A 21864-nucleotide genomic window follows, 5' to 3' on the forward strand; every position below is an offset into this window, starting at 1 on the left:
GCCCCGGTCCCTGGCGGACCTCCGTTCCCCGGTGCCGGGGTATGGCCGTCGTGCCGGCCTTCAGGTGTACCGCAGTTGGGACGGGGCGGCCGAGCGGCTCAGCAGGGGGAGTGCTGTTGCCGAGGCCAGGAGGCAGGCGGTGTAGGCCGCCGGGGGGACCAGCAGGGCGGACCATGGCAGGGAGGGGGCCGCTGTCAGCGTGCCGTAACCGGTGCCGAACGCCAGGCCGCCGATGCCTGCGAGGAGCAGGGCCGGTGCCAGGGGCAGCGCGGTTTCCAGGAGCAGTGCCCGGTGCAGTACCGGGCGCGGTACACCGGCGGCCGTCTGTGCGGCCAGTCCTCGCCGACGGGTGGACGGCGATTCTGCGGTGCCGACGGCGAGGGCGGTCAGGGTGATCAGTACCGCCACCGTGATCGCGGCGGCGGTCAGGTTCAGTCCCGTCGTGTAGTACGACGTGGAACCGGCCAGGGACGGCCCGTCCCGGTGCAGTGCCGCGAGGAACGCGTGGCGCACGCCCATGAAGCCGGTGCCGACGACCGTCACCAGCAGCATCGCCGCATGCGTACGGGCCGCCGCCCACGGGTCGGCGCGCAGCCGCTCCGCCGCGCCCGGCACCGGCACGGTCAAGGGGACCAGGAGACTGCTCCAAGGTGCGCGGGACGGCCGCTGCGGTGCCGTCCCGCTGACCCGAGTCCGGCCCCGGCCCCGGTCGCGCAGAACGGCACTCCGGAACAACCGGCAGGCCGCGGAAAGACGTAGACGTTCCCTCGTCCGGCCGACCGGGCCGGCTGCCCGCGAGCCGATGCCGATGCCGGCGCGGGCCAGGACGGACGGCTTGCGCCAGGTCAACGCGGTAACGGGCGCGGGTGACAGCGGGTAAAGCCGCTGACCGGCGGGGGGAGTGCGTGCCAGACTGACGACATGACCACTGACGCACTGCACCTGACCGCCGCGATCACCCACGAGGGCGAGTGGTACGTGGCACGCTGCCTCCAGGTCGAGGTCACCTCCCAGGGCGAGACCATCGAGGAGTCTCTGGAGAACCTCCGCGAAGCGCTGGAGCTCTACTTCGAGGACGCCCCCGCCCCCGAGGTCACCGACGTGATCACGGCCCCCGTCGAAGTGCGGCGCGCCGCGTGAGCCCCGCTGTCCCCACGGGCCTCTCCGGAGCCGCGGTGGCCAAGGCCCTGGAGCGGGGCGGGTTCGAGCACATCACCACCCGTGGCAGCCACGCCAAATACCGCAGCGGAGAGCGGACCGTCATCGTTCCCCTCCACCGCAGCCTCGCACCCGGCACCCTCCGCTCGATCCTCCGCCAGGCGGACTGGACCGTTGACGACCTCGGGGAGCACCTGAAGTAGCGCCGCCCACCGGTTCTGGCGGCAACGTTGACGGCAACCGGACCGGCCAACGGCGGAAACCAGCGGACCCCCACTGCGCCACAGACCGGCGGTGGCCTGCGAAAGCGCAGGTAGGGAGCGGGTGCTCACCACACACTATGTGCTGGCTGGGCAGATGCCGGTTCTCGTTCACGACAGCACATCCCGCACGCTGACGTCGGCGATCCATGAGATCCGCTTCTCGTTGGCCCCGGTCCCTGGCGGACCTCCGTTCCCCGGTGCCGGGGTATGGCCGTCGTGCCGGCCTTCAGGTGTACCGCAGTTGGGACGGGGCGGCCGAGCGGCTCAGCAGGGGGAGTGCTGTTGCCGAGGCCAGGAGGCAGGCGGTGTAGGCCGCCGGGGGGACCAGCAGGGCGGACCATGGCAGGGAGGGGGCCGCTGTCAGCGTGCCGTAACCGGTGCCGAACGCCAGGCCGCCGATGCCTGCGAGGAGCAGGGCCGGTGCCAGGGGCAGCGCGGTTTCCAGGAGCAGTGCCCGGTGCAGTACCGGGCGCGGTACACCGGCGGCCGTCTGTGCGGCCAGTCCTCGCCGACGGGTGGACGGCGATTCTGCGGTGCCGACGGCGAGGGCGGTCAGGGTGATCAGTACCGCCACCGTGATCGCGGCGGCGGTCAGGTTCAGTCCCGTCGTGTAGTACGACGTGGAACCGGCCAGGGACGGCCCGTCCCGGTGCAGTGCCGCGAGGAACGCGTGGCGCACGCCCATGAAGCCGGTGCCGACGACCGTCACCAGCAGCATCGCCGCATGCGTACGGGCCGCCGCCCACGGGTCGGCGCGCAGCCGCTCCGCCGCGATCAGTACCGCCGCCGACCGGGCCCGGCCCGCGAGAGCCCGCCCGATCAGCCGGGAGGAGGCCCCGGCCAGCCACACCGCGCCCGCGCCGACCGTGAGCAGCGCGGCGAACACCGTCACCAGGAACCCCCAGTCCGCCCCGCCGGCCGAGGTGCGGCCCGCCAGGGCGGACACCACGCCCACCGCCACCACCAGCGCCGCTCCCCCCAGGAACAGCCGGCCGGGGCCGCGTGCCGAACGGATCTCCGTCACCCGGCGTACCCGGCCGAGCGGCGAGGCCACCACCCGGCGCAGCGCCAGCGCGCCCGACGCCGCGCCCAGCACCGGTACGGTCACGGCGACCAGGACGACTGCCACCCAGGCGAGGGTGTCCGGCCGCGCCTCCAGGCTCATCAGGAGCAGTACCGAGAAGACGGTCGCGACCGCCGAGCCGAGCAGGCAGGCGAGGCCCGTCTCCAGTGCGGCGACCCGCCGCACCTGCCAGGGCGTCGCCCCGGCCAGCCGCAGTCCGGCCAGCCGCCGGTCCCGGTGCACGGCGCCGACGCGGGCGCACTGTCCGAGGAACCCGAGCACCGGGACCAGCAGGAGCAGCAGACCGAGGATCACCCCGGCGCGTGTCCCCGGCTGGTCGAGCAGGCCCTCGGCGACGGACGTGCCGGTGCTGCGGCCACCCAGCGACAGCAGGATGCCGGCCGCGAGCGCGAACCCGGTCGCGAGCGCCGCGCCGGTCGCGGTGAGCGTGATCCGCCACCACTCCCGCCGGTCCGAACCGTGGGTGAGCAGCCAGGCCAGCCGCAGATCGGACCGCAGGGTGTGCGAGAAGCGCGGATGCGAGGAGCGGGCGGCGTTCACGCGGTCACCTCCAGCGGTGCGAGCGTCCCGTCGCGCAACTGCGCCTCGCGGTCCGCGTACGCCGCCACCTGGGCGTCGTGCGTGATCAGCAGCACGGCCGTGCCGGCCTCCCGGGCCGTGCGTGCCAGGGCCGTCATCACCTGCTCGCCCGCCAGCGAGTCCAGGGCGCCGGTCGGCTCGTCCGCGAAGACCACCCTCGGGTCGGTGACCAGGGCCCGCGCCAGCGCGGCCCGCTGTGCCTGCCCGCCGCTCATCTCACCCGGCCGCGACTCCCCCTGTCCGCGCACCCCGAACCGCTCCAGCCACTCCCCGGCCCGCTCCCGCGCCTCGGCCCGTCCGGCCCCCGCCAGCATCAGCGGCAGCGCCACGTTGTCGAGCGCGGTCAGCTCCGGAACGAGCTGCCCGAACTGGAACACCACCCCGAAGTCGGTGCGGCGCAGCTCGCTCAGCCGCTTCTCCGGCAGCTCCTCCAGCCGCTGTCCGTCGTACGCCACCGAGCCGGCGTCGGGGCGGACGATCCCGGCCAGGCAGTGCAGCAGCGTCGACTTGCCGCTGCCGCTGGCGCCGGTCACCGCGAGGATCTCCCCGGCGCGCAGTTCGACAGAGGCGCCGCGCAGGGCGAGCGTCTTTCCGTGCGCCTTGACGAGGCCGCAGGCCGCGAGGAGCGGTTGCACGGTGCCCTTGTCGTGGGCGGCGCCGTCGCCCGTGGTGCCGCTCGGGTTGCTCATGCTGCGTCGACCTCCGCGGTCAGAGTGGTGAGCCGTGCCGCCGTGGTGGTCATCCAACGGAGGTCGGCGTCCAGGTGGTTGAGGGCGTAGTCCGCCGAGAGCACGGTCGCCGGGCCGGCCCCGGCCGCGGACTTCACCGCGGTGAGCTCCCGCATCCGCGCCATGTGGGCGGCGCGTTGGGCGCGCAGGTACGCGGCCGGGTCGCCTCCGGACAGGATCGACACCACGACCTTGGCGAAGATCTCGTTCGTCACGAAGGGCGCGGGCGGGGCGGTCTCCCCGGCCCAGCGGGCCAGTTCACGCGCCCCCTCGTCCGTCACGCGGTACGCGGTCCGCTCCGGGCCACCGTCGGACCCGGTGCCGTCGACCTCGGCGAGGCCGTCGCGGACCAGGCGTTGCAGGGTCGTGTAGACCTGCCCGTAGGCCAGCGGGCGGGCCTCGGGGAATCGTTCGTCGTGGCGTCGCTTGAGGTCGTAACCATGGCTCGGCCCCGAGGCGAGCAGGCCCAGCAGGACGTGACGGGAGCTCATGGCGATCATTATGCACTGAGTACATGTACTGAGTGAATAGTGGGCGCCGAAGAGATCCCGGGTGCTCCGACGCCCGGGGCTCCGGGGCCCCGGTGATGCGGTGTTCCGGCGCCCCGGCCCCGCCCGTCAGTCCGCGACCGCGTACGCCTCCGCCGACCACAGCGAGTAGCCGTACCGCGTCGCGCGGCTCTCGCCCTGGACGCGGATGTGGCGGACGGCGGGTTCGTCCATGCGGAGCGTCTCCCGGCCGCCGGCGCTGTCCGTCACCGATGCCGCCGTGCGCCAGCTGTGGCCGTCGGCCGAGACCTCGACGCGGTACGCCGACGGGTGGGCGTCCTGCCAGTGCAGGTCGACCCGGCCCAACCGTACCGGGCTCTCCAGCTCGACCTGCCACCAGGAGTCGTCCTCGACCGGGGACGACCAGCGCGTCGCGGGGTCCCCGTCGTTCGCCGCCGAGGCGGGGAAGTCGGGCGTCTCGTCGGCCGAGGAGGTCGCCGTGCCGGTGCGGGCCAGGTCGGGGCCGGCGGTGCGCGGGACGGCGTTGACCGTCAGGGTCCGGGTCGCCCCGCCGAAGCCGAGCCGCACCTCGTACGAGCGGGTCGGCGTCCCCGGCGCCACCGTCACCTCGACCGGCACCTCCAGGGGCGTGCCGCGCGGGACGGTCAGGGTGGCCTTCGGTACGCCCACCTTCACGCCCTTCGGCGCCTCGACGGTCACCTTGCCGCGCACCTCCCCGGGCAGCAGCGAGCCCAGCGTGGCCGTCAGCCGGCGGGTGCCGCCGATGTCGGTGTCCAGGGTTCCGTCCGCGAGGTCCGGCAGCTTCAGCGAGGCGCCGGGCTCGTCCGTGAACCACGGCACGACGTGCCGTATCCGGGAGGCGTCCGCGCCGGTGACGCGGACGGCGCCGGCCGGGCCGTCCACCCGCAGCTCGGTGGCGCCGGACGCGGCCAGCGTGCCCAGGCTGCGCCAGCCCGCGCCCGGGGCGTGGATCTCGACGGTCCCCGTGGTGCCTGGCTCGGCCAGGACCGTCACCGTGCTCAGGTCCCGGACCCGGGGCAGCTGGAGCACGCCGTCGTCCGTCCGGCCGCCGGACCCGGCGGTCGCCTCGCGGCCGATGCCCGCCCAGGTCTCGTACGCGTTCCGCGCCCGGTCCAGGAACGGGTCCAGGACGCCCTTGCCGACCGTCACCCGGGCCGGCTTCAGTCCCGCCCGCTGCCCGGCCAGCTTCCGGTACGCGGTCCAGGCGGCGCCCGCGTCGTCGGACTCCTGCGCGCGCAGCATGTCCAGCGCGGTCACGCCGGCCTCCCCGTACCGGGCCAGCTGCCCGGTCCAGGGGGCGACCTCGGTGGCGAGGGAGGCGGTGCGCGGGTGGCCGGCCAGGGTTCCGGGCAGTTCACGCAGCACCGTGAAGGCCGCGCGCAGCCGCTTCCGGGCCGCGCGGCCGTCGTCGCCGCCGGCGTCCGCGCGGGTCCGCCAGAACTCCTTCAGCAGCGGCCGCAGGTACGCCGACTCCTGGGCACCGAGGACCGAGGACGCGTCGTTGCCCGCCAGCGCGGACAGCGCCTCGTCCAGCTCGGGGTCGCCGCCCGCGAGATCCGCGATCGCGGCCCGCCAGGACTCCTGGGGGCGGTAGTCGCGCGGGTTCCAGGCGAAGTCGGCGGCCGTGAACAGGGGGATGCGGGACGCCTCGGGCTGCTCCATCGCGTTCGAGAGGAGGGCGGCCGAACCGGCGGCCACGGCGGGCTCGCGGCCCTGGTAGGGGCCGAGGAAGATCCGGCCGGGGGCGAAGTCGTTGACCGGGTAGTTGTCCATGGTCACCAGCGGGCGCGCGAACACCTGCCGCGCCTCGGCCAGGTCGCCGCCGGTGATGGTGCTCGGCACCACCCCGACCCCGGTCCACGCCACCTCCACCCCGGAGTCCAGGGCGTCCGAGAGGGCCCGCCGGTACTCGGTCGACCCCTCCTCGTAGTACTCGGTCGGCATCAACGACAGTGCGGCGGAACCGGGGTGGCGGGCCGTCAGGTGGCGGGCCACCGCGTTCGTCACGTACGCCTGGGCGCGTGCGGCGGCGTCCGGGCCGGAGCCGAAGAGGTCCGCGTCCGCGCCGCAGTGCCACTCGCTGTAGCTGACGTCCTGGAACTGCAGCTGGAAGGCGCGGAAACCCAGCGCCCACATCGCGTCCAGCTTGCGGGTCAGCGCCCGCAGGTCGTTGTCCGAGGCGAAGCACATCGCCTGGCCCGGCGACACCGCCCAGCCGAGCGTGACGTGGTTGCTCCGGGCCCGCTCCGCCAGCTCCCGGAACTCCGCGCGCTGCCGGTCCGGGTACGGCTCGCGCCAGCGGGCCTGCCGGTGGAGGTCGTCGCCGGGCGCGTACAGGTACCGGTTCTGCTTGGTGCGGCCCATGAAGTCCAGCTGGTCCAGCCGCTGCCGGTGCGTCCACGGCGTGCCGTAGAAGCCCTCGGTGATCCCGCGCACGACGGTGCCCGGCCAGTCGCGTACGACGGCGGCGGTGAAGGTGCCGTCGGGGCGCAGGAGCTGACGCAGCGTCTGGACGGCGTGGAACAGGCCGTCCTCGCCCGCCCCGGTGAGGGCGACCGCTTCCTCGCCGACGGTCAGCGTGTAGCCGCCGGAGGGAAGGGAGCGGAGGTCCTGCTGGGGGGAGCCCGCCGGCCGGTCCGCGCCCATCCGCACCACGAGCGCCCCTGCGGGCGCCTTGCCGCCGGGGGCGGTGAACCGGCGTGCGCCGGCTTCCCGCAGCAGCTCCCGCAGGGCGGCGACGGCACGGGGGTCGGCCGACGGGCCGGCGGTCAGCGCGACCTCGGCGGTCACCGCGACCGGGGCGCCGTTGGCCCGCAGGGACTGGGGGCGGGGCCAGACGGCCAGGCCCGTCTCGGCCCGGTCGGGAACGGGGGACGTGGTCGTCCCGGGAGCGGACGGCGCCGCCACCGACACGGGCGCGACGCCCAGAGTTCCGGCGACGACCGCGAACGCGAGAGCGGCCGCGCTCTTCCCACGCCGTAGCTGCAAGGCCCCTCCCGAGGAGACAGAACCGTCCCGATCATCCGTTGGCACGCCCGGAGCCCACCATTGTGCTCCGGGTGTGTCAACGGCAGTGGCCGTTGTGGAAGGTTTGTCCGCATGTGGGACGTGGGAACGGGAACACCATGTGAGCAGGAGCACGTTGTACGGATTGGGAGGCCTGCCTTCGCGTCCGCTGGGTAGGGGCTGCGAGGAACGCGCCGAACGGCGCGTCCGTACACGAGCCGTAACGACGAGGAGGCCCTCTGTGGCTGCTGCACCCGCGTTCCTTCTGGCCCCGCCCATGTCCAAACCCGGGGCGGAGCCGTCCGCCGCCTTCGAAGACCTGCACAGCGCGGAAGCCGAGGGCCTGCGGGCCTGTGTCTTCAGCGCGGAGGGTCCGTGCGCGGGGGTCCCGCTCACCAGCGAGCCCCCGCTGCTCGACGCCGAACCCCTCACCAGCGAGCCCCCGCTGGCCGACGCCGCCCCCCTGACCAGTGAGTCCGACGCCGCCATGGACGCCACCGGACTCGACTCCTTCCCGGCGCAGTACGTCCCGGAGCCCTAGTGGCCGCGCCCGGACCGGCCGAGCCGCCTTCCGAGTCGCCCTCCGACCCTTCCGAGCTTCCCGCGCAGCCGTCCGCGCCGCCTTTCGCACCGCCGTCCGGGCCGTCCTGCGAGCCGCCGTCCGGGTGGTTCTCCGGGCCGACTTCCGCACTCCCGGACGACCTCTCCCGGCTCGCCGCCCTGTACGGCGTCGCCACCTCCTACAACCCGTCGCCGGACCGTACGGTCGCCGCCTCGGCCACCGCCGTCACCCTCGCCCTGGCCGCCCTCGGGGTGGACGCGGAAACCCCCGGGGCCGTCCGCGACGCGCTCGCCGCCCGCGAGCGGGAGCTGGCCGGGCGGCTGCTGCCGCCCACCGTGGTCGGCTGGGGCACCGGCACGCCGCCCGCCCTGGGCGCGCTCCCCGAGGGCACCCGGCTGCTCGTGCGCACCGAACGGGGAGAGACCCGCGTCTCGGCCGCCGACCTCCCGCCCGGCGTGCACCGGGTGAGAGCCACCGCGCCCGACGGCCGCACCGGCGAGGCCCACCTGATCGTCGCCCCGCCCCGGCTGCCCGCGCCCCCGGCCCGCTCGTACGGCCTTCTCGTCCAGCTGTACTCGCTCCTCTCCCGCCGCTCCTGGGGCATGGGCGACCTCGCCGACCTCGGCGAACTCGCCGCCTGGGCCGGCCGCGCCCTCGGCGCCGGATTCGTCCAGATCAACCCGCTGCACGCGGCCGTCCCCGGCACTCCGACCGACCCGTCCCCGTACCGTCCGTCCTCCCGGCGCTTCCCGGACCCGGTCCATCTGCGGATCGAGGACGTTCCGGAGTTCGCGTACGTGCCGGTCGGCGAGGGGGCCGGGGAGGCGGCCGAGGGCGGGGCCCGGCCGGGGGACCTGATGCCGGGCCTGCTCCGGCGGGCCGCGGAACTGCGCGAGGCGGTGCTGGACGGGGGCGCGCTGATCGACCGCGACGCCGTCTGGGCGACCAAGAAGGCCGCACTCGAAGCAGTGGTGGACGGGGTACCGCTCGGCCCCGGCCGCCACGCAGCCTACTGCGACTTCCTCGCCGAGCAGGGCCAGGCCCTGGAGGACCACGCCACCTGGTGCGCGCTCGCCGAGGTGCACGGCCCCGACTGGCACGGCTGGCCGGCCAAACTGCGCGACCCGCGCTCGCCGGAGACCGCGCGGGCCCGCCGCGAGCTGATGGCCCGCGTCGACTTCCACTCCCGGCTGGCCTGGCTCACCGACACCCAGCTCAGGGCGGCCCAGCACGCCGCGCGCGAGGCCGGGATGCCGCTCGGGATCGTCCACGACCTCGCGGTCGGCGTGCACCCCGGGGGCTCCGACGCCTGGGCCCAGCAGGACACCCTCGCCGCCGGCATGTCGGTCGGCGCGCCCCCGGACGCCTTCAACGCGCGCGGCCAGGACTGGGGCCTGCCGCCCTGGCGCCCCGACCGGCTCGCCGCCTGCGGCTACGCGCCGTTCCGCGCCCTGCTCCGGGCCCTGTTCCGGTACGCGGGAGCCCTGCGCATCGACCACGTCATGGGTCTGTTCCGGCTCTGGTGGGTGCCCCTGGGGCAGCCGCCCACCGAGGGCACGTACGTCCGCTACGACGCCGAGGCGATGCTCGCCGTCCTCGTCCTGGAGGCCTCCCGCGCCGGGGCGGTGGTGATCGGCGAGGACCTGGGCACGGTCGAGCCCGGCGTACGCGAGGCGCTGCGCGCACGCGGGGTGTGCGGGACGTCGGTGCTCTGGTTCGAACGGGACTGGGAGGGCGACCGCCGGCCGCTGCCTCCGGAGACCTGGCGCGCCGACTGCCTGGCCACCGTCACCACCCACGACCTGCCGCCCACCGCGTCCCGCCTCACCGGCGAGCACGTCGAGCTCCGCGACGGCCTCGGCCTGCTCACCCGCCCCCTGGCGGAGGAGCGGGCGGAGGCCGCCGCCGACACGGCGGAGTGGCTGGACCTGCTGACCGAACTGGGTCTGCTGCACGGTCCCGGCGGCCCGGTGAGCCCCGGCGGCCCCGGCACGGGTGGCGCCGTCACCACCGAGGAGGAGGCGCGCGTCCAGGCCGTCCACCGCTACCTGCTGCGCACCCCCGCCCGGATGATCGGCGTCTGGCTCCCCGACGGTGTCGGCGACCGGCGCCCGCAGAACCTCCCCGGGACCTGGGACGAGTACCCGAACTGGCGCCTGCCGATCGCCGACGCGCGGGGCCGCCCGATGGCCCTGGAGGACCTGACGGCGTCCCCGAGGCTGCACGCGCTGCTCGACGTGGTCCGCACCCGCACCCGCACCCGCACCCGCACCGGCCGGCCGGCCGGAGGGGCGGTCGAGCCCTGAGCCGGGACGGACCAGGCCTGGGGCCGCCGGACGGGTGAGGCCGGGGGCCGGACGAGTGAAAGGCGCGGGGGCGAAACGGGATGCAACCGGACATACCCCAGTCGGCCGGGGGTGTGTGGGCCACCCCGGACGCGCGGGCCCCGCGGCTGTTCGCTACGTTGGCACCGTGGACAAGACGAACGCCCTGCGCGCCGGCGCCCTGGCAGCCGGTACGACGCTGATGATGCTGCTCATGACGTCCCCCGCGCTCGCGCTCACCCGCGACGACGGCGACGACCCCGGCGCGGGTCTGAGCGTGATCGAGACGCTGGGGCTGTACGTCGTGGCCCCGATCGTGCTCTTCCTGGCCATCACGGGCCTGGTGATGGTCCTCGACAAGTCGCACAAGAAGAAGGACACGACCAGCTCCAACATCAGCACCACGGCCGACGCCAAGGTCTGACCCGGCCGTCGTCCCGCACCCTTCCCGAAGGCGCCGCCCCACCACCCGTACCCGCGTTCCGCGGTAGGGCGAGGGCGGCGCCTTCGGCGTGCGCGGGCCCTCCTACGGCTGTGAACGCTCGGTCGCGAGGAGCAGCTCGCGGAGCAGGCCGGTGAGCTGCCGGGCGCGGTCCGGGGGGAGGGCGGCCAGGGCCTCGGTCTGGACGGCGAGCCCCGCGCCGACCGCCCGGTCGACGACGGCGAGCCCCTGTTCGGTGAGGGTCACCCGCAGGCCCCGGCGGTCGTGGGGGTCGGGGGAGCGGCGCAGCAGCCCCGCGCGCTCCAGCTTGTCGAGGCGGCCGGTCATCCCGCCGGTGGTGAGCATCAGGGTGCCGGAGAGCTGGCGGGGCGAGAGCGTGTAGGGCTCACCGGCGCGGCGCAGTGTGGCGAGGACGTCGAACTCGCCCCGGGCGATCCCGTACCGCGCGTACGCCTTCTCGACGCGGTCGCCCATGGCGCGCGAGAGCCGGTGGACGCGGCCGAAGACCTCCATGGCGGTGGTGTCGAGATCGGGCCGGACGCCGGCCCACTGCTCGGCGATCGCGTCCACGGGATCCTTGCGGTCTCCGCCGCCTCCGCCGCCTCTGTCGCCTCTGCCGTCCGTGCGCTGCTCGGGGCGTGCGTTCATGGCGTCGAGTATCGGCCGCTCCTCACTCACCCGCAAGAAAGAAGCTCGAAGGTAAGTGGCTTGTTGCTAAGCTACTTGTTGCCGACCTGATGAGAGAGGTGCGCCCGACCATGACCGCGACCCGATCCGCGCCGACGGGAGGACGGGCGACGAGGGCGATCCTGCTCACCGCCCTGGCCCCCGTCTCCTGGGGCACCACGTACGCCGTCACCACCGAACTCCTCCCGCCGGACCGCCCCCTCTTCACCGGCCTGATGCGCGCCCTGCCCGCCGGACTGCTGCTGCTCGCGTCGGCCGGGGTGCTGCCGAAGGGCGCGTGGTGGTGGAAGGCGGCGGTGCTCGGAGCGCTGAACATCGGGGCGTTCTTCCCGCTGCTGTTCCTCTCCGCGTACCGCCTGCCCGGCGGCCTGGCGGCGGTGGTCGGCTCGGTGGGCCCGCTGTTCGTGGCCGGCCTCGCGGGGCCGCTGCTGGGCCAGCGCCCGACCGCGCGCACGCTGCTCACGGGGATGGTGGCCGCGCTCGGGGTGAGCCTGGTCGTCCTGAAGGCGGCGGGGGCGCTCGACCCCCTCGGGGTGGCGGCGGCGCTCGCCTCCACGGCGTCCATGTCCACCGGCACGGTGCTGACGAAACGCTGGGGACGCCCGGAGGGCGTGGGCCCCCTCGCCCTGACCGGCTGGCAACTGACCGCGGGCGGCCTGCTCATCGCCCCGCTCGCCCTGCTCGTCGAGGGCGCCCCGCCGGCCCTGGACGCCCCGGCGGTCGGCGGCTACCTCTACCTGGCCCTCGTGAACACGGCCCTCGCGTACTGCCTCTGGTTCCGGGGCATGGGCCACCTCACCGCCACCCAGGTCACCTTCCTGGGCCCCCTCTCCCCCCTGACCGCGGCCGTACTCGGCTGGGCAGCCCTGGGCGAGACCCTCACCCCGCTTCAACTGGCAGGCATGGTGCTGGCGTTCGGCGCGACGGTGGCGGGCCAGCTCGCGCCGGCGCCCCGGCGGAAGGCCTCCTGGCGCACGGGGACGGCGTCGGACCCCGCAGGGCGTGAACGCGACGCGCCGGTGTCGGCGTGAAGAACCGCGGCGGCCCGGGCCTCCCGGTTGCGAGCAGCAGCGCGTCGTTCGCGCCACGCGGGGCGAAAGTGGCGTGAACGAACGTTGCCCCCCTGTTCCGCGACGCGCAGCCTGGGAGTCCACGGGAGCGCTCCCACGCGTCGGACCCCGCAGGAGACCGGTCGCGCCCGCTGCCCGGAGAAGCACCAGAAGCACCAGATGCGTCAGAAGCACCACCGCCGTGCACACGTCCTCGTTTCTGGAGCCGACATGCTACGACGCCGCTGGACCGGGCCCCTTCTGCTGGCCCTCCTGCTGACCGTCCTGGCCCCCTTGCCCGCCGCGGCCCGGCCCGCCGGGGCGGCCGCCTCCGCAGCCGCGGATCCCGTGCCACTCCGGACGGACACGGCCAAGGGCGCCCCGACCGTGCCCCTGCCGTCGCTCGGCGCGACCACCACCCAGGTCGCCCGCGGGCTGAGACGGCCCACCGCCCTCGTCGGCCCCGACGACGGCACGGACCGGCTGTTCATCACCGAGAAGTCCGGCACCGTCCGGGTCTACCACCCGGACACCGGCCTGGCTGCGGCTCCGCTCGTCGACATCACCTCGGCCGTGGACGAATCGGGCAACGAGCGCGGCCTGCTCGGCATCGCCCTCCCGCCCGACTTCGCCGCCAGCCGGAACCTGTACCTGGCGTACACGGCACGGCCCGACGGCGCGGTCACCCTCGCCCGTTACCGGCTCGACGAGTCCCGCCTGGAGGTCCTGCTCTCCCAGGAACACGCCGAGTACAACAACCACAACGGCGGCCAGCTCGCGTTCGGCCCCGACGGCAACCTGTACTGGAGCATCGGCGACGGCGGCGGCTCCGGGGATCCCTTCCGCTCCGGCCAGCGGCTGGACACCCTGCTGGGCAAGATCCTGCGGATCGACGTGAGCCGTGGCTGCGACCCGCTTCCCTACTGCGTCCCCGCCGACAACCCCTTCGTGGACACGGACGGCGCCCGCGAGGAGATCTGGCTGTACGGGCTGCGCAACCCGTGGCGGTTCTCCTTCGACGACGCCGACGGCTCGATGTGGATCGGCGACGTCGGCCAGGGCCGGTGGGAGGAGATCGACCACCTCGCCCCGGGACAGGGCGGGCTGAACCTCGGCTGGTCCTGCTACGAGGGGCTGGAGAGATTCGAGGACGGCGCCTGCGCGCCCGGTGAGACGTACACCGAGCCGGTCTTCACGTACTCCCCGTACACCGGCGGCTGTTCGGTCATCGGCGGCCACGTCTACCGCGGCCAGAAGTACGCCGACCTGGTCGGCGGCACGTACATCGCCACCGACTACTGCTCGTCCACGGTCTGGGCGCTGCGCCCCGACGGCAGCGGCGGCTACGAGCAGGCCGAGATCGGGGAGATGCCCACCCAGGTGACCTCGATCGGTACGACCGCCGACGGGGAGTTCTACGTGGTCAACGATCTGCCCGGCGGTCTGCACCGGGTGTCGTTCGCACGGGAGGAACCCGCCTGCCGGGTGGACCGTACGGTGACGACCTGGGGTACCGGCACGACGGTCGACCTCACCGTCACCAACACCGGCGGCACCCCGGTGAACGGCTGGACGCTGGAGTTCCCCCTGGCCCTCGGGCAGACCGTCGTCTCCGACTGGAACACGGACCTGACCCAGGGAAGCAACGTGATCACGGCGACCGACGCCTCGCACAACGCCACGATCGCTCCGGGCGCGAGCATCACCCTCGGCTACCTCGCCGGCCATACCGGCGACGCGTCACCGCCGCCACGGTTCACGCTCAACGGGGACGCCTGCGCCGTCGGCCGCTGAACCACCGGCGCGGCGCCCGCGTGGCCCCGGCGTTCACCCGGCCGGCGTGGCGCCGGTGGCCCACGGCTGTGCCTCCGACGGTCCGAGCGGCTCGCGGACAGCACCCCACGCAGTTGCCTTGGTGGCCGTGCCTCGCCAGTGGCTGCCGGCCCCGGACGCCGGCGCGGGCCCGTACCCGTGCCGGGCCCCTGCCGTCCTCCCGCCCAGGAGCCGGGGCGAAGGGCCGGGCGAAGGCCCGGGGCGGCGCCGGTGGCGACGGGCTCGCGTCCCGCGCTCCGGTGCGCGGTGCGCGGTGCGCGGTGCGCCGGGCCCCGGCCGCCCGTGCCCTGCCAGTGGCGGTCGGCTCCGGAGGCCGGAGGCCGAAGGCCGTACGCCGGTGCGGGCCGGCATCGAGCCAGGTGCTCGTGCCTCCGGCTCCGATGCCGGGCGTCCGCCGTGCTCCCGCTCCGGAGCCGGGCCGAAGGTCCGGGGCTGGCCCCGGCGGTGACGGGGCCGCGTCCCGCGCTCCGGTGCGCGGTGCGCGGTGCGCGGTGCGCCGGGCCCCGGCCGGTGCACCCGCGGTGCCGTCGGGCTCCTCGTGCGGCGTGCGGCGCTGGAGCCCGGCCCAGCCGCCTCGAAGGCGAAGGGCTGAGGGAACACCAGGGGCGCCCGGCGCGGCACCGGGCGCCCCTGGCACTCGTACGGGTTACGCCCGTTCGGCCGCCGCGTCCGCGGCCTGGGCGCGCAGGGCGCGTTCCACGCCCGCGCGGGACTCGGAGACCAGGCGGCGCAGGGCCGGGGTCGGTTCGGCGGAGGCCAGCCAGGCGTCCGTCTTCTCCAGGGTCTCGTCAAAGACCTGGACCGCCGGGTAGAGGCCGACCGCGATCTGCTGGGCCATCTCGTGCGAGCGGGACTCCCAGACGCCGGCCAGCGCCTCGAAGTACCGGTCCGTGTACGGCTCCAGCAGCTCGCGCTGGTCGGTCTGGACGAAGCCGGCGATGACCGCCTCCTGGACCGCGTTCGGCAGCTTGTCGGACTCCACGACCGACGCCCACGCCTCCGCCTTGGCCTCCTCGGTCGGCCGGGCGGCGCGCGCGGTGGCGGCGTGGCGCTCGCCGGCGGCCGTACGGTCCCGCTCGTACTCCGAGGCGATCTCCGCCTCGTCGAACCGGCCCACCGCCGCGAGCCGCTGCACGAACGCCCAGCGCAGCTCGGTGTCGACGGCCAGACCCTCGATCGTCCGGGTGCCGTCCAGCAGGTTCTCCAGGAGGTCCAGCTGCTCCGGCTTGCGCGCCGTCGCGGCGAACGCGCGCGCCCACGCCAGCTGGTGGTCGCTGCCCGCCCCGGCGGCCCGCAGATGGGCCAGTGTGGCCTCCGTCCAGTGAGTGAGCAGCGCCTCGCGGGAGGACGGGGCGGCGTACAGGTCGATCGCCAGCTTCACCTGGCGGTGCAGCGACTGCACCACGCCGATGTCCGACTCCTTGCCGATGCCCGAGAGCACCAGCGACAGGTAGTCGCGGGTGGCCAGCTCGCCGTCGCGGGTCATGTCCCAGGCCGACGCCCAGCTCAGCGCACGCGGCAGGGACGCCTCGAAGTCGCCCAGGTGCCCGGTGACGAAGGCCAGCGACCGCTCGTCCAGCCGCACCTTGGCGTACGACAGGTCGTCGTCGTTGAGCAGCACGACGTCCGGGCGCGCCCTGCCGACGAGCTCCGGTACGGCGGTCAGCTCGCCGTCGACGTCCAGCTCGACCCGGTCGACGCGCACCAGCCTGCCGCTCGCCCCGTCCAGGTCGTACAGGCCGACCGCGATCCGGTGCGGGCGCAGGACCGGCTCGCCCTTGGCGCCGGCGGGCAGCGCGGGCGCCTCCTGGCGGATGGCGAAGGAGGTGATGGTCCCCGTACCGTCCGGGCCGTCCGTCTCGATCTCCGGGCGCAGCACGTTGATGCCGGCCGTCTCGAGCCACTTCCTCGACCAGGTGCTCAGGTCGCGGCCGGAGGTCTCCTCCAGGGCGCCCAGCAGGTCGGGCAGGCGCGTGTTGCCGTACGCGTGGCGCTTGAAGTACGCCTGCACGCCGCTGAAGAACGCGTCCTTGCCGACGTAGGCCACCAGCTGCTTGAGGACCGAGGCGCCCTTGGCGTACGTGATGCCGTCGAAGTTGACCAGCACGTCGTCCAGGTCACGGATGTCGGCCATGATCGGGTGCGTGGACGGCAGCTGGTCCTGGCGGTAGGCCCAGGTCTTCATGGAGTTCGCGAACGTCGTCCACGAGTGCGGCCACTTCGAGCCCGGCGCCTCCGCCTGGCAGGCGGCCTCGGCGTAGGTGGCGAACGACTCGTTCAGCCACAGGTCGTTCCACCACTCCATGGTGACCAGGTCGCCGAACCACATGTGGGCCAGCTCGTGCAGGATCGTCGCGGCCCGCCCCTCGTACGCCGCGTCCGTCACCTTCGACCGGAAGACGTACTGGTCGCGGATGGTGACCGCGCCCGCGTTCTCCATCGCGCCCGCGTTGAACTCCGGCACGAACAGCTGGTCGTACTTCCCGAAGGGGTACGGGTAGTCGAACTTCTCCTGGAACCACTCGAAGCCCTGCCGGGTGACCTCGAAGATCGCGTCCGCGTCGAGGTACTCGGCGAGCGAGGGCCGGCAGTAGATGCCGAGCGGCACCGACTGGCCGTCCTTCTCGTACACGCTGTGCACGGAGTGGTACGGGCCGACGATGAGCGCCGTGACGTACGTCGACATCCGCGGGGTCGGCTCGAACTCCCAGACGTTGTCACGGGGTTCGGGGGTGGGCGAGTTGGAGACGACGGTCCAGCCGTCCGGCGCCTTCACGGTGAACCGGAAGGTCGCCTTGAGGTCGGGCTGCTCGAAGCTCGCGAACACCCGGCGGGCGTCCGGCACCTCGAACTGGGTGTAGAGATAGGCCTGGTCGTCCACCGGGTCCACGAACCGGTGCAGTCCCTCACCGGTGTTGGTGTACGCGCAGTCGGCGCTCACCCGCAGGACGTTGCGGCCCGGGAGCAGACCGGGCAGGGCGATGCGGGAGTCCGTGAAGACCTCGGCGGGGTCGAGGGGGTCCCCGTTGAGGGTCACCTCGTGGACGGTGGGGGCCACCAGGTCGATGAAGGAGTCCCCTCCGTCCCCGGAGACGTCGAAGCGCACCGTGGTCACGGACCGGTAGGTGCCGCCCTCCTGCGCGCCGGAGAGGTCGAGATCGACCTCGTACGAGTCAACGGTCAGCAGTTTCGCCCGCTGCTGCGCCTCTTCGCGAGTCAGGTTTGTGCCAGGCACGCGGTCATCTCCTCGTTATGTGTGGGTTGCGTCATCCTTCCACGCCACCGGCTCGGAACGCGATGTCCGTTTACCGCCGGTGGCGTGCCCGGTCGGGCACGAGTCTGAACCCATGACAGCGGCCCATACCCCCCACCCCATCCCTGCACAGGCCCTGAAAGAACTGCGCACCATGGACGACGCGGGCCGCTCCCCGGTTCCCCGCACCGACGACGAGGGCGGCGCCCCGCTCCGCTGCTGCCTGCGCCGCGGCGAACCGGGCGAGCTGATCACCCTGGTCACCTACGCCCCCCTGCGACGCTGGGCGGCACACACGGGCGCCGACCCGGGCCCGTACGACGAGCAGGGGCCGGTCTTCATCCACGCCGAGGAGTGCGCGGGACCGCAGGGCGACGACGGCCTCCCCTTCACGGCCGCCCACCGTGTCCTCCGCCGCTACGCCTCCGACGGCACCATCCTGGGAGGCCGCCTGGTGGACACCCCGGACGGCTTCGGACCCGCCCTCACGGAGGCCTTCACCGACCCGGCCGTCGCCCTCGTCCACGTCCGCGCGGTGGAGTACGGCTGCTTCCTCTACGAGGTGCGGTGCGACGACCGTGGTCGCCCGGCCGCGCGTGACGCGAATCCTGGACCGACTGTGCGGAAGCTTCTCCCGATCTCGTCCAGGGCGTGCGCCCGGCTCGGAGGCGGAGGCCTTGCCGAAAGGAATGACGCAGTCGGCAGGAAGGTGACAGGTATGCGCTCAAGTGAGTGATGTGTGGACAGTGATGGCCGTAGTGCTCACGCTTTTCGGGTGGGTGTGTCACTTCCGGGGGCCGTCGTCGGCCTCCGGTCACCGAGCCGGAGCGGCCCGCTCCGACGGCCACGACGTGACCCGCAGCCGCGCCGGTGTCCTCGGCGCGGCACTCCCCGCGACCTGTTCATCGGACAGGAGCCGGGAATTCGAGGCAAGGCAGCCGAAGTGGAGCACGCGGCCGAGGGCACTCATCAGGGGCCGTCGGCTCCCTCTGCCTCCGGAGAGGCGGTCTTGAACACCACCCACACGGTCTTGCCAGGGTGATGGGTGGTGACGCCGAAGTCGTCGACGAGGGCATTCACGAGGTGGAGACCTCTGCCTCCGCACTCCCCGGGGCTCGCCCGGACGATCCTCGGCTGCCCGTCACCGCTGTCACGCACCTCGATTCGGATCGAAGGACCGTCGGCGGCGAGTGCCACAGAGAACTCGCGCCCTGGCGGGACTCCGGCACTCCTCGCCGCCCTGGGTCATCCGCCCCGGCTGAGCGTCGACCGGGTCTCCGCCCGGGTGCCCACGCAGGAGCAGTACCAGGCGTTGAACCTGCCCAGCGTCCTGCCGGTGCTTCGTACGCTGCGTGTCGTGTACAGCGACGACGAGTGCCCCGTCGAAGCCACTGTCATGGTCAAGGCGGGGCATCTGTACGAGCTGCAGTACGAGTTCACGGCCGAGTGATTCCGCCCGCAGGGTGCGGGCCGGAGTGGTGCGGGCCGGACACGAGGCCGAAGGCGTGTCGCGCGGTCGCTGTGCCCGGGCCCGGCCGGCCCGGCCCCGGGCAGGCGCCGCCGGCTCAGAGCGCGGCCGGTTGGTTCGAAGGGTTCGCGGTGGTGTGAGGAGGCCGGGCCGGTTGCTCCCAGAGGCCGGTCAGGTGTGCGTGGAGGACGTCGTGTGCCTCGTGCGGGGCGAGGTGGCCGATGAGGACGTGGGTGGTGAGGCCGTCCGCGAGGGCGAGGAGGGTGCGGGCCTCGCGTCGCGGATCGAGGGGTACGGCGCGCTCGGCGTCCTCGCCGGCTTCCGAGATGAGGCGGGTGAACGCCTCCTGCAGGGTTGCGTAGTTCGCCTTCAACGTGCTGGCGAGCGTCTTGCTGACGGCCGTCTGCGCGACGAAGGCGAGCCAGACCCTGGCCTCGGCGCGGTGCTCCTCCCGGAGCAGTGAGACCTCGGCGGCCGCATGGCCCAGGGCGGCGCCGGCCGACTGGGCCGGGCGAGCGGAGACGGGATCGCCTATGAGACGTGGTGACATCCACAGGGTGGACCTGGACCTGGACCTGGAGCCGGTGCGGGGCAGTGAGACCGACAAGGTCCGCCCCGCGGTGATTGCCTCCGACAACGCTGCCAACGAGTCCGTCGTGCGGAACGACCGGGGGGTTGTGACCGTGGCACCGCTGACGTCCGACACCTCTCGCATCCTGATGTTCCAGGTTCTCCTGCGCTCCGAGGAGAGCCGTCTGCCGAAGGACTCCGAAGTGCGGTGCGGGCAGGTCCGCGCCATTGCGCCAAAACGTCTGCTGCACAGGGCCGGCGCCGTGCCGCGGCAGCGCATGATCGGGATCGGTGTGGCGCTGCGGCGGCATCCGGCGCTGTGAGGACGCGGAGAGGGGGCGCCCGCCGGTCAACCCGCCGGCGCCCCCGCGTGACGGACTGTCGGCTACCGCTTGAGCTCGGCCGCCACCAGTTCCGCGATCTGGACCGCGTTCAGGGCCGCGCCCTTGCGGAGGTTGTCGTTGGAGACGAAGAGGGCCAGGCCGTTGTCGACCGTCTCGTCGCGGCGGATGCGGCCGACGTAGGACGGGTCCTGGCCCGCCGCCTGCAGCGGGGTGGGGATGTCGGTGACGACGACACCGGGGGCGTCGGCCAGCAGCTCGGTCGCGCGCTCCGGGCTGATCGGGCGGGTGAAGCGGGCGTTGATCTGGAGGGAGTGCCCGGAGAAGACCGGGACGCGTACGCAGGTGCCGGAGACCTTCAGCCCGGGGATGTCCAGGATCTTGCGGGACTCGTTGCGCAGCTTCTGCTCCTCGTCGGTCTCGTTGAGGCCGTCGTCCACGACGTTGCCGGCGAGGGGCAGCACGTTGAAGGCGATGGGGCGCTTGTAGACGGCCGGCTCCGGGAAGTCGACCGCGCCGCCGTCGTGGGTCAGCCTGTCGGCGTCGGCGACGACCTTCTGGGTCTGGCCGTGCAGCTCCGCCACACCCGCGAGGCCGGAGCCGGACACCGCCTGGTACGTGGCGACCACCAGCGCGTCCAGGCCCGCCTCGTCGTGCAGCGGACGCAGCACCGGCATCGCGGCCATCGTGGTGCAGTTCGGGTTGGCGATGATGCCCTTGGGGCGGTTCGCGATCGCGTCCGGGTTCACCTCGGAGACGACCAGCGGGACCTCGGGGTCCTTGCGCCACGCGGACGAGTTGTCGATCACGACCGCGCCCTGCGAGGCGACCTTCTCGGCCAGCGCCTTCGAGGTCGTACCGCCCGCCGAGAACAGCACGATGTCCAGACCGGTGTAGTCGGCGGTGGACGCGTCCTCCACCGTCACGCCGTCCAGCTCCGTCCCCGCCGAGCGGGCCGAGGCGAACAGGCGCAGCTCCGTGACCGGGAAGTTCCGCTCCTTGAGGATGCTGCGCATGACCGTGCCCACCTGACCGGTGGCTCCGACGATTCCGACCCTCACTGCGTCTCCCTCACTGCGTTCTGCGTCATACGACGCATACGGCGTACATGTGCCCTTTGCCTGCCGGCCGGGGCGTTTCCATCATGCGGCCGACCACGGCCCGCCTGTCCAGTTCTTTGCGCCCCCTGCCCGCACAGTGGGACGCACCGGCGTCCCCGCCGGTCGCGGACCTGCGGTCGCCACCCCCTTGAGCTGCAGGAATTCAGTCGTCGGGGGTCGGCAGCCGCAAGGTTCCCTGCCCCGGCCCGCTCCCCTCACACGGAGGTGTGACGTACGCCTCTGCCCGGTTCGCACCCGGCTCGCCCCCGGTTCGCACCCGATTCGCGCGGCGGGCGAACGTTCCGGGCCGCACCGGCGTCGTAGGAGAAACAGAGTGAGGGGGTGGGCAGTGCTGCGCGGAAGGATCCGGCACGGCCGGCAGGCGTCCGGCGCCGTGGACGACGACCCGCTGGACGCGGCGCAGGAACGCCGGGTACGGGCGGTGCTCGCGCTCGGCGGGGTGCCGCAGACCGACCTGCCGGACGGGGTGCAGCAGGTCCGGCTGCGGCTGCTGGAGCGTGCCGCGAGCGGGCAGGAGGCGCCCCGGGACGTCTCGGCCTGGGCCGCCGTCGTCGCCTCCCACCTCGCCGTGGACTGGCACCGGGCCAAACGGCGCCAGGAACGGCTCGGCGAACGCCTCGCCGCGCTGCGCCCCGCCGGACCCCCGGGCGACGAGGAGGCCCGTCTGCTCTCCCTCGCCGTCGCCCGCGGCCTGGACGGGCTGCCCGACGCCCAGCGCCAGGTCGTCGTGCTGCGCTTCTACGCCGACCTGCCGGTGCGCTCGATCGCCGAGCAGCTCGGTGTGCCCGAAGGCACGGTCAAGAGCCGGCTGCACACGGCCGTACGGGCCCTGCGCGCCCGCCTGCACGAGGACGAGGTGGTGTGAC

The 21864-nt window shown here is 73.9% G+C and carries 18 protein-coding genes and 3 pseudogenes; 11 read left to right on the forward strand and 10 right to left on the reverse strand.

Features of this window, described 5'->3' with window-relative positions; translation table 11 throughout:
• Positions 1–60: 60 nt before the first annotated feature.
• A complete protein-coding gene (locus ORI94_RS17760) occupies positions 61–627 on the reverse strand; it encodes a hypothetical protein (RefSeq protein ID WP_323056067.1) in 567 nt (188 codons plus the stop codon).
• Positions 628–921: 294 nt separating this feature from the next.
• On the opposite strand from ORI94_RS17760, the gene ORI94_RS17765 reads away from it, so the two are divergent.
• Positions 922–1140, forward strand: a complete 219-nt coding sequence (locus ORI94_RS17765; protein WP_155071610.1) for a type II toxin-antitoxin system HicB family antitoxin — start codon at positions 922–924, stop codon at positions 1138–1140.
• The gene (locus tag ORI94_RS17770) at positions 1137–1361 is read left to right on the forward strand and encodes a type II toxin-antitoxin system HicA family toxin (RefSeq protein WP_266076534.1); all 225 of its coding nucleotides are present in this window, start codon (positions 1137–1139) and stop codon (positions 1359–1361) included. The genes ORI94_RS17765 and ORI94_RS17770 overlap by 4 nt, the downstream gene beginning before the upstream one ends.
• A 286-nt stretch (positions 1362–1647) precedes the next feature.
• Here the strand turns inward: ORI94_RS17770 and ORI94_RS17775 are convergent, their stop codons facing one another.
• The 4 genes from ORI94_RS17775 to ORI94_RS17790 all read right to left on the reverse strand — a co-directional run bounded on the left by ORI94_RS17775 (position 1648) and on the right by ORI94_RS17790 (position 7330).
• On the reverse strand, positions 1648–3045 hold the full coding sequence (locus ORI94_RS17775) for an FtsX-like permease family protein (RefSeq protein ID WP_266076538.1): 1398 nt from the start codon (positions 3043–3045) through the stop codon (positions 1648–1650).
• Positions 3042–3773, reverse strand: a complete 732-nt coding sequence (locus ORI94_RS17780) for an ABC transporter ATP-binding protein (protein ID WP_266076541.1) — start codon at positions 3771–3773, stop codon at positions 3042–3044. Before ORI94_RS17780 ends, ORI94_RS17775 begins: the two co-directional genes overlap by 4 nt.
• Positions 3770–4303: a PadR family transcriptional regulator gene (locus ORI94_RS17785; protein ID WP_266076544.1), complete on the reverse strand. Its 534-nt coding sequence runs from the start codon at positions 4301–4303 to the stop codon at positions 3770–3772. The genes ORI94_RS17780 and ORI94_RS17785 overlap by 4 nt, the downstream gene beginning before the upstream one ends.
• A gap of 126 nt (positions 4304–4429) precedes the next feature.
• On the reverse strand, positions 4430–7330 hold the full coding sequence (locus ORI94_RS17790; RefSeq protein ID WP_266076547.1) for a beta-N-acetylglucosaminidase domain-containing protein: 2901 nt from the start codon (positions 7328–7330) through the stop codon (positions 4430–4432).
• A gap of 295 nt (positions 7331–7625) precedes the next feature.
• Between ORI94_RS17790 and ORI94_RS17795 the strand changes: the two genes are divergently transcribed.
• The 3 genes from ORI94_RS17795 to ORI94_RS17805 all read left to right on the forward strand — a co-directional run bounded on the left by ORI94_RS17795 (position 7626) and on the right by ORI94_RS17805 (position 10658).
• A complete protein-coding gene (locus tag ORI94_RS17795) occupies positions 7626–7889 on the forward strand; it encodes a hypothetical protein (protein ID WP_266076960.1) in 264 nt (87 codons plus the stop codon).
• A 179-nt stretch (positions 7890–8068) separates the two neighbouring features.
• The gene (malQ, locus tag ORI94_RS17800; RefSeq protein WP_266076963.1) at positions 8069–10216 is read left to right on the forward strand and encodes a 4-alpha-glucanotransferase; all 2148 of its coding nucleotides are present in this window, start codon (positions 8069–8071) and stop codon (positions 10214–10216) included.
• A gap of 166 nt (positions 10217–10382) precedes the next feature.
• Complete coding sequence (locus ORI94_RS17805) at positions 10383–10658, forward strand: hypothetical protein (protein ID WP_266076550.1); 276 nt, start codon at positions 10383–10385, stop codon at positions 10656–10658.
• Between the two features lie 102 nt (positions 10659–10760).
• Here ORI94_RS17805 and ORI94_RS17810 read toward each other — a convergent pair whose 3' ends face one another.
• On the reverse strand, positions 10761–11324 hold the full coding sequence (locus ORI94_RS17810) for a MarR family winged helix-turn-helix transcriptional regulator (RefSeq protein ID WP_266076553.1): 564 nt from the start codon (positions 11322–11324) through the stop codon (positions 10761–10763).
• A 110-nt stretch (positions 11325–11434) separates the two neighbouring features.
• On the opposite strand from ORI94_RS17810, the gene ORI94_RS17815 reads away from it, so the two are divergent.
• Positions 11435–12394: an EamA family transporter gene (locus tag ORI94_RS17815; protein WP_266076556.1), complete on the forward strand. Its 960-nt coding sequence runs from the start codon at positions 11435–11437 to the stop codon at positions 12392–12394.
• 249 nt (positions 12395–12643) lie between these two features.
• On the forward strand, positions 12644–14206 hold the full coding sequence (locus tag ORI94_RS17820) for a PQQ-dependent sugar dehydrogenase (protein ID WP_266076559.1): 1563 nt from the start codon (positions 12644–12646) through the stop codon (positions 14204–14206).
• A gap of 685 nt (positions 14207–14891) precedes the next feature.
• Here the strand turns inward: ORI94_RS17820 and pepN are convergent.
• Positions 14892–17480: an aminopeptidase N gene (pepN, locus tag ORI94_RS17825; RefSeq protein WP_266076562.1), complete on the reverse strand. Its 2589-nt coding sequence runs from the start codon at positions 17478–17480 to the stop codon at positions 14892–14894.
• Positions 17481–17592: 112 nt separating this feature from the next.
• Between pepN and ORI94_RS17830 the strand changes: the two are divergent.
• Positions 17593–18066 (forward strand): annotated as a pseudogene (locus ORI94_RS17830) (DUF1203 domain-containing protein); the annotation flags it as partial.
• A gap of 401 nt (positions 18067–18467) precedes the next feature.
• On the opposite strand, the gene ORI94_RS17835 reads toward ORI94_RS17830, so the two are convergent.
• Positions 18468–18695, reverse strand: coding sequence for an ATP-binding protein (locus ORI94_RS17835; protein WP_266076965.1), 228 nt, complete (start codon positions 18693–18695; stop codon positions 18468–18470).
• A gap of 16 nt (positions 18696–18711) precedes the next feature.
• On the opposite strand from ORI94_RS17835, the pseudogene ORI94_RS17840 reads away from it, so the two are divergent.
• Positions 18712–18948: pseudogene (locus ORI94_RS17840) on the forward strand (UTRA domain-containing protein); the annotation flags it as partial.
• 115 nt (positions 18949–19063) lie between these two features.
• Here the strand turns inward: ORI94_RS17840 and ORI94_RS17845 are convergent.
• The gene (locus tag ORI94_RS17845) at positions 19064–19681 is read right to left on the reverse strand and encodes a TetR family transcriptional regulator C-terminal domain-containing protein (RefSeq protein WP_416237838.1); all 618 of its coding nucleotides are present in this window, start codon (positions 19679–19681) and stop codon (positions 19064–19066) included.
• Here ORI94_RS17845 and ORI94_RS17850 point away from each other — a divergent pair.
• Positions 19563–19859, forward strand: a pseudogene (locus ORI94_RS17850) (type II toxin-antitoxin system PemK/MazF family toxin); the annotation flags it as partial. The gene ORI94_RS17845 and the pseudogene ORI94_RS17850 overlap by 119 nt on opposite strands.
• 62 nt (positions 19860–19921) lie before the next feature.
• On the opposite strand, the gene ORI94_RS17855 reads toward ORI94_RS17850, so the two are convergent.
• Positions 19922–20938 (reverse strand): aspartate-semialdehyde dehydrogenase, encoded by a 1017-nt coding sequence (locus ORI94_RS17855; protein ID WP_266076567.1) that lies wholly within the window; start codon positions 20936–20938, stop codon positions 19922–19924.
• Positions 20939–21326: 388 nt separating this feature from the next.
• On the opposite strand from ORI94_RS17855, the gene ORI94_RS17860 reads away from it, so the two are divergent.
• Complete coding sequence (locus ORI94_RS17860) at positions 21327–21863, forward strand: RNA polymerase sigma factor (RefSeq protein WP_266076968.1); 537 nt, start codon at positions 21327–21329, stop codon at positions 21861–21863.
• The last annotated feature ends 1 nt before the right edge of the window (position 21864 follow it).

Origin of the sequence: Streptomyces sp. NEAU-W12 (assembly GCF_026242095.1) — a bacterium.
GTDB lineage: Bacteria > Actinomycetota > Actinomycetes > Streptomycetales > Streptomycetaceae > Streptomyces.

Bases quoted from the DNA above. Each gene is read 5' to 3' on its own strand.
- ORI94_RS17765 (WP_155071610.1), top strand. From the start codon at position 922: ATGACCACTGACGCACTGCACCTGACCGCCGCGATCACCCACGAGGGC.
- ORI94_RS17780 (WP_266076541.1), bottom strand. From the start codon at position 3,773: ATGAGCAACCCGAGCGGCACCACGGGCGACGGCGCCGCCCACGACAAG.
- ORI94_RS17785 (WP_266076544.1), bottom strand. From the start codon at position 4,303: ATGAGCTCCCGTCACGTCCTGCTGGGCCTGCTCGCCTCGGGGCCGAGC.
- ORI94_RS17795 (WP_266076960.1), top strand. From the start codon at position 7,626: ATGTCCAAACCCGGGGCGGAGCCGTCCGCCGCCTTCGAAGACCTGCAC.
- ORI94_RS17810 (WP_266076553.1), bottom strand. From the start codon at position 11,324: ATGAACGCACGCCCCGAGCAGCGCACGGACGGCAGAGGCGACAGAGGC.
- ORI94_RS17815 (WP_266076556.1), top strand. From the start codon at position 11,435: ATGACCGCGACCCGATCCGCGCCGACGGGAGGACGGGCGACGAGGGCG.
- ORI94_RS17820 (WP_266076559.1), top strand. From the start codon at position 12,644: ATGCTACGACGCCGCTGGACCGGGCCCCTTCTGCTGGCCCTCCTGCTG.
- ORI94_RS17845 (WP_416237838.1), bottom strand. From the start codon at position 19,681: ATGCGAGAGGTGTCGGACGTCAGCGGTGCCACGGTCACAACCCCCCGG.